General features: G+C 44.9%; 7 protein-coding genes. 2 read left to right on the forward strand and 5 right to left on the reverse strand.

The genetic code is table 11. The annotated features are described in order from the left end of the window. Nucleotides 1-50 precede the first annotated feature (50 nt). From BUE18_RS19925 to BUE18_RS28715, 3 genes are all read right to left on the reverse strand, one after another. Nucleotides 51-1,346, reverse strand: a complete 1,296-nt coding sequence (locus BUE18_RS19925; RefSeq protein ID WP_083611171.1) for an O-antigen ligase family protein — start codon at nt 1,344-1,346, stop codon at nt 51-53. Between the two features lie 752 nt (nt 1,347-2,098). Further along, the gene (locus BUE18_RS19935; protein WP_073477944.1) at nt 2,099-3,001 is read right to left on the reverse strand and encodes a hypothetical protein; all 903 of its coding nucleotides are present in this window, start codon (nt 2,999-3,001) and stop codon (nt 2,099-2,101) included. A 105-nt stretch (nt 3,002-3,106) separates the two neighbouring features. Beyond that, the gene (locus BUE18_RS28715; RefSeq protein ID WP_073477945.1) at nt 3,107-3,529 is read right to left on the reverse strand and encodes a YkvA family protein; all 423 of its coding nucleotides are present in this window, start codon (nt 3,527-3,529) and stop codon (nt 3,107-3,109) included. Nucleotides 3,530-3,694: 165 nt separating this feature from the next. On the opposite strand from BUE18_RS28715, the gene BUE18_RS19945 reads away from it, so the two are divergent. Further along, the gene (locus BUE18_RS19945) at nt 3,695-4,030 is read left to right on the forward strand and encodes a helix-turn-helix domain-containing protein (RefSeq protein WP_073477946.1); all 336 of its coding nucleotides are present in this window, start codon (nt 3,695-3,697) and stop codon (nt 4,028-4,030) included. A gap of 167 nt (nt 4,031-4,197) precedes the next feature. After that, entirely contained in the window at nt 4,198-4,359 is a 162-nt protein-coding gene (locus BUE18_RS19950) for a hypothetical protein (protein WP_244549353.1), read from the forward strand. Between the two features lie 54 nt (nt 4,360-4,413). Here the strand turns inward: BUE18_RS19950 and BUE18_RS19955 are convergent, their stop codons facing one another. Next, a complete protein-coding gene (locus BUE18_RS19955; protein ID WP_073477947.1) occupies nt 4,414-5,919 on the reverse strand; it encodes a pentapeptide repeat-containing protein in 1,506 nt (501 codons plus the stop codon). Between the two features lie 263 nt (nt 5,920-6,182). Next, nucleotides 6,183-6,488: IS66 family transposase (locus BUE18_RS19960; RefSeq protein WP_139264817.1), on the reverse strand; the 306-nt coding region annotated here is incomplete at its 5' end.

The following is a 6,488-nucleotide window of genomic DNA, read 5'->3' on the forward strand; positions in this document are numbered from 1 at the left end:
TCAAATCAGTTTAGATCACAACCTATTAATATTTCCATGATTTTCAAAATCTATTTGCAGGCTCTGAATTGTGGCACAGCTATCAAAGCTTCAATAGTTGAAAAAATGATAGCATTGGCTGGAAGATGGAGGTTAAAGTCAACGATGCTATGAATGAGGATTGCTATACCTCCCCCCATGGTTCCCAGGGCTGTTCCACGTATCAGCCTGCCTTGGTTCCCAAGTTTGTACCTCGCCTGACTGAACAGGAAAAAAATCATCCAAAGAATAATGGGAACGAGAAAAAGTCCCGCCTCTGAAATAAGATGCAAATAGTCGTTATGAGCAAAATAAAAACGTGTACCAAGCCCGACAGGTTGATACTGTGTGAAAACCAACGTAAAATTTCCAGGACCTACGCCCAAAAAGGGATGATCAGCAATCATGGAACATGTGGCTTTCCAAACAGTGACTCGGCTGGACCAATTAGCCATTTCAGTTCCTTGTTCCAAAGTCAGGGCGCGTTCGATGGTAGGCGTACTCATCAACACGACTATAAGCCCTATAACAAATGCTGATCCAACCGTTGCCATGACGATACCTTTATGGAAGTAGCGGCGCTCAGCAAAGATAAAGCCCATGAAGCCCAGTCCGACCGAGGCTCCAATCCATCCTCCACGGGAAAGAGAAAGGATTAAGGCAGATGCCATAAAAAGGCATCCCAAAGCAATGGCGAATCGTTTAGATCTGGACAAACCTGTGAAAAGCAATCCCACGCCCAAACACAAGGTCATTTCCATAAGCCCGGCCAAATGATCGGCGTTGAAGTAAGTCGAGTATAGTCTACCCGCATGTTGCTGGTTCTCGTAACCCCACCAATGGAATGGGTTCGCGTCAAAATACTTGAAGATACCCAAGACGGCGACAAAAACACCTAAGCCCACAATCACGTAACAGAGCTTGCGAAGACCATCCCGGGTACGAACTGCATCCACAGCAACATAAAACACTGCGATATAAGCAGCCAATAGGCCTAACGCAGACAGGCTGTTCCTGACATTAATGCTAAACACGGTAGATAGAGCGCAGACGATTGCCAGGGCGATGAAAGGGCGATCCATAGGTGTGGACACCCATAACTTCCTACCTAATAAAATTCGTCGCAGAAAAACGCAACTAATCGCCAATAACGCAATCCACTCAATAATGGGCTCAGACCATCCTATGGCTCCGCCCATAGCCAGAGGGGGAAAGATCACCAAGGCGTAGAGGCAGAACCGAGAAATGGCTTTAAGGCCTCTCGAAACCGGATGGGCCAAATCCCCAAAACTAAATGAGGACTGCTGATCTATTGCGTCTGTTGTCAAAACTTGCTCTTAGGTATGCGGTAAGAAACGAGCGGAGGGGAAAGTGAAGAGCATCTGTTTGATTCAGATGGGAAAGGCGTGTTTGATAGGATTGAACGGACGGCTTTGCTGGAAGGGCTGCGCGAATCGCTTTTAGCAAATGCCCGTTTTGTTTGTGAGGAGAATATTAGATTGATATTCAATTATCTAACAGAAGCGCTGCGATGAGTTTTGCTGGTTCTGTCCTGCGGATATAGCTCCGCCCTCTCGATTACATCTTCTGTATGAGTCAGAGGACAAATCGGTATACTATTCCCGATCAGGGAACCCATTAGAAACCATTTCAATGGCGGTGGATATAGCTTGGTAGGCCCTCTTTGTCAACCCATAATGCGAAAGCGACTATGATATCCCACACATCAAAAAACACACTCATTTTTGCGGTGTATCCGCTTAAAGTTTTTCTGTGCCAAGATTTTGCCATCCAGAAAATACGATTTTTCATCATTTTTAGTACAAAATTGATCATGATAAAATGTCTCTTTGAAGCATTTCATTTTTGTGAACACTGTTTAATAGAAACTTATCTGTTGCATTTATAAATACATAATACAAACAATTTTTATGGTATTAATATACAAATGCAGCGGGCTGCATTCTCTCTGATTCATTAGCAAATAATCTAAAAAAATTTCAAATTTAAATACGAACAAAAATTTTCAAATCCAACCAGGTCGAGGGGGACGGAACACAGCCCGTCCCCCATTTTCTGTCTACCGAGGGTATGAGAAGACTTCTCCAGGTTCTCCCACCTCATAAATCGTGTCGCCGTTAATATGATAGGCCCTTAATCGAAGGGATTCGGCTTCCCCGTTCAAGACTTCAACGGTCACTCCCTTCGAGCCCACGAAACCATAGTTCTTCAGTTCAGTCATATTTACAGTAACGGGATATTTGTCAACAAAGCAGGCCGCTGCTGCGGTGTATGCGGATTCAAGGTCTGTCAGAGCCATTGCATTGGCTTCGTCGGTGGAGACTTCCGTTTCAGGCCGCTTGTCTTTGGGAAGGAGGTGCTGACATCTGCTTAACCAGTGCTGTTCCATTTTGGAGACAGATACGTATTGCCCATTTACCATAGCCTGTTGCAGTTGGAAGCGCCCTGTTTCATTGATCACGCGGTACGTCAGAAACAGAAAGTCATCTCCATTCAACCCTTCCATTGTACCGGAAACGGAGACCAAGGTAATACCGTTTCCGTCATCATCCTCCCGCCACTGAACATTATCCATTTCCTGATCAATCACTTTACCAAATGCGATTCCTGGGCAATCTTGTAACTCCCCATTCTTGACAATGGAAATCGCCTTGCTGTCGCCGAAAAAGCCGCTTATCAAAGCAAGCACAAGCAGCACGCCCAATACGCTTAAAATGGCTTTTCGTTGCGCCTGAGACGGCTCTACCGGGTGTTCCTTGGCTTTTGCGATCAGATCCTTCCTTTTATATAGGTACAACGGAAACACCATGATCCAAAGCATGAACGTACCAAAAGCCCACAACCCCGCAGGGGCATTGGTCAGGGATTTTTTATCGGAAATCTTCCCGATTTTATTGCGAGTTGCGTCCCAGTAGACGAAAATTGAGCATCCAATAACCAGCATCCATACAAACGTTTGCATTTGACAACTCCTTTCTGAGTTAAAAAAACCGATCGAGCGGTAAAGCGAGGCTCCTCATGAATTAATATATATAGTGAAATACCAGGGTGTTGAGGGGGGATTCGCCTATAACTGGCCTTCTTTCCATTCCTGATACTTCTCCAAGTCCGAATGTACTTGGGCGATAGCAAGCCCCAACACAAACACGTCGTCGATGTAACCAACAACCGGGATGAAATCCGGGATTACGTCGATGGGAGAAAGAAAGTACAAAAGAGCAGCCATGATGAGGATGATTGATCCCAGTGGAACTTCCCTGTAGTCGCCCGTGATCCAGTCGATCACGATCCCAAACATGGCTTGGAGATCGTCCCAGACTTTGCCCAGCGGCCCTCGCAGCTTTTTGGCTTTTTTTATGGCTTCATTAACCACTTTCTGAGCTTTTTGCTTGTCGTTGATGATCTTTTCGGCCTTGGCCTGCGACTTGGAAAATGAATCGGAAATTTTCTGGATCTTTTCTTGAGGCAGTGCGTTGTTTTCTGTGTTCATGGTTCCTCCTGAAAAGTTGTGGGTTGATACCATCCACTCATAAGGTGGGATTTCAAGGGTAATGCTACTTTTAAATATATATAGCAGAAACAATACTATTTTTAAATGCCTTCATTGCAATTGGAATTACCTATAAATAGACAAGGTATTAGGAGGTGCCTGTCCATGGATATCGAAAACGTGAAAAAACAGCTTGGGCTGAGGCTAAAGGCTTTGCGGCTGGAACGTGGTCTCAGACAAGAAGATATGGAAAAGTGGGATTTCAGCTATCGCTATTATGGACGGCTGGAACGCGGGTTGGTCAACCCCACTGTGGATACTTTGCTTCGGCTATGCCAAATTTTTGATGTTGAGTTGATTGACCTGTTTGGATTTATGGACGACCAGGGCGAAATTTCGGACGACCAAGCCGTGGTAACGATGAAAATGAATGAAATTGTGAAATCCGGGGATGCTGAGCGGATTCGGAAGCTGAGGGTGTTTTTGGAGGAGATATTATGAAATGCCTCGACCTTCGTATGCATACCCGATGAGGAGACACCTCCGGGCTTGATGAGTTCACAGGATCTCCTGAATACGAAATGACCCACCACAAGGTCCCGCGCCACGAACAAAGCATACAAGAACCCATCCACCCATTTGGGTAATCTGAATCACTGGGTACACCATTGAAACTGTTTTTCGACTTTGACGAAGATGAAGGCCAGGGAGATGGTAATCAACTTGAACTGGCCAAGCTGATTGCCCAGATAAAGAACCTGGACGTGGGTGAAGTGGCTCTGCTTAGGAGAATATTAAGGGAAATTGAGAAATGGAAAGAAGGAAGATAGGTTTGTTGGGACAACTTAAAATTTTTGAAGTTGGGTTGATCAAGCGGCTCGGATTCATGGACGCCGGGAAAAATTAAAAATTAATGTTGCTAAAAGCCCCGTCTGAATCAGGATGCTCGATAGAATCTCTAACATTCCAAGAAAATAGCCCCCCTTTCCAAGTGTAACTATGGGGAGATTTCTACAAAAAAAGATCTCCATGCTACTGCAATAGGCCTCCTCAATGGGTAAACCGCAGATCTCGTGCAGTGCCAAACCAAAGACCATAATCAGAATCAACGTCCAACATGCCAAGTGGAAGATTCCAAAAATTCGACCGCAATCCATTGCCGCTCTATACAGAAAATGAGAACTCTTCTTTCGGCTCCGGTGGTACTCTATCCAATACTGGGTTGATAAAAAGGCCAAAAACTGGGGAGGTGCCTGCATTCCTTCTCGCTTAGTTCCCTCTACTTGAGTTTGCCGATCATATTCTACACAAACCACCTGGCTATTTTCCCAGTCTGAAAACCTTAGATCCGCTTTTTTAAAACTCACAGAGCGAATAGTCGCTTTCCGAAAAACAGACTCATACAAATAAGACCGAGCAACGCTCCCGCCACAAAGATTCGCTTCTTCAAAAACAGCATCTTCCATCATGGAATTCTTTGCGTTGAAGGTCTCAATCCATGCTTTTCGGAAGTCAGCCCGGTGCATATTGGAGTTATCCCAGGAGATCCTAAAAATGTTCGAAGAAAAAAAGGTCACATTGTCCATTCGGCAATGGCTCATATCTATGCCTTCAAGGGTCGCGTCCTGGAATGACGCCCCGGACAACTCCGCCTTGAAAAATGAAGATTCTTCAATATCCGCCTTGGTAAAATTGCATCCGATTAAAACTGCGCCCTTGAAGGAGCATCTTTTAATTACGCTCAACTCAAAACTAGCGCCTTGGAGATTGCATCCAGAAAAATCAGTCCCATCTATATACGAATACTTAAAAACTGCCCCTTTCAGATTGCATCCCTGGAAATTTACCCCTGACAAATCCATATTGGAAAAGTTGGCCTGTTTCCCTTTTCGGGTCCAGTCTGGTTTGATTTCGCCGGATAACCATAAGTGATGTAACTCGATAATTTCGTCAATTTCTTCGATGGTGGGATATACTTTCTCCGGCTGATATTTAAGGTTCCTCCGGAATTCCATGGCGCGTAGGTGCTTTTCATTCACAACGCAGCCTACCGGCTCACCCTGGTCGAGAGGCTGGACACATGAAGTTTTGGGATTTGGAGGTTTTTCAGATAAGAAAGGTTCTCCGATTTCGCGGACCCTTCTTCCGCTGCCTCCCGTTGGAATGCTATCAGCCATTTCATTTATTCGACCACATACCCTGGAGAATTCAGTACAGAACGACTCAAAGGCATCACAGACTTCTTCAATTTCATTTTCAGAAAGGTTACCTCCACTCTTTTTCTTTTTTTCCAGAGTGTTATATAATTTGCGTAGACGAACGACTTCAGAAGGGGTTGGGTCAAAATTTAACAGATCTGCCAAACGCTTTTCATCGTCGCAGCTATTCATGTTCTCCACCTCTTTGAATATGGTTTTTAAAAGAGAAAAATGAATGGAGTCGAACAAAAATAAAATTTATTGCGTATGAACAGATACTTACACGATGAAGATCATGAAGGCAAATTAATCGGCAGCAAAATACATAATCGTCACATTTTCACAACATATAGATATCTAATTAATTTATGAAAACTATATAACCTAAACTGAGATTAATGATATTTTAATGAACTAAGGTAAGCGTCCAAAGAAGTACCCGGCAGGGATAAGAATCAATCGTTGGAGAGGTTAAAATCCGGGGTTGGCAGGAGGGCTTGGTAGGCTTCCCGGCAAGTCGCCAGGGGGAGTCTTTCAAATAAAACCTTCAGGTAGGCGAAGGGCTCCAGGCCGTTGGCCTTGGCCGTCTCGGTCAGGCTGAAGAACAACGCGCTGGCCTCCGCTCCTCTGGGCGATCCCGCAAATAACCAGTTCTTCCGGCCCACCACAAAAGGCCGAATCGCGTTTTCCGCCGCATTATTGTCCGGCTTCAGATATCCCTCTTCCAGGTATACGCCCAAATATTCCCACTGGTTCAACGC

Origin of the sequence: Desulfatibacillum alkenivorans DSM 16219, from assembly GCF_900142135.1 — a bacterium.
GTDB classification, from domain to species: domain Bacteria; phylum Desulfobacterota; class Desulfobacteria; order Desulfobacterales; family Desulfatibacillaceae; genus Desulfatibacillum; species Desulfatibacillum alkenivorans.

Excerpts from the sequence above, each read along its gene's own strand:
- BUE18_RS19935 (WP_073477944.1), bottom strand. The coding sequence starts at position 3,001 with ATGCAAACGTTTGTATGGATGCTGGTTATTGGATGCTCAATTTTCGTC.
- BUE18_RS28715 (WP_073477945.1), bottom strand. The coding sequence starts at position 3,529 with ATGAACACAGAAAACAACGCACTGCCTCAAGAAAAGATCCAGAAAATT.
- BUE18_RS19945 (WP_073477946.1), top strand. The coding sequence starts at position 3,695 with ATGGATATCGAAAACGTGAAAAAACAGCTTGGGCTGAGGCTAAAGGCT.
- BUE18_RS19955 (WP_073477947.1), bottom strand. The coding sequence starts at position 5,919 with ATGAATAGCTGCGACGATGAAAAGCGTTTGGCAGATCTGTTAAATTTT.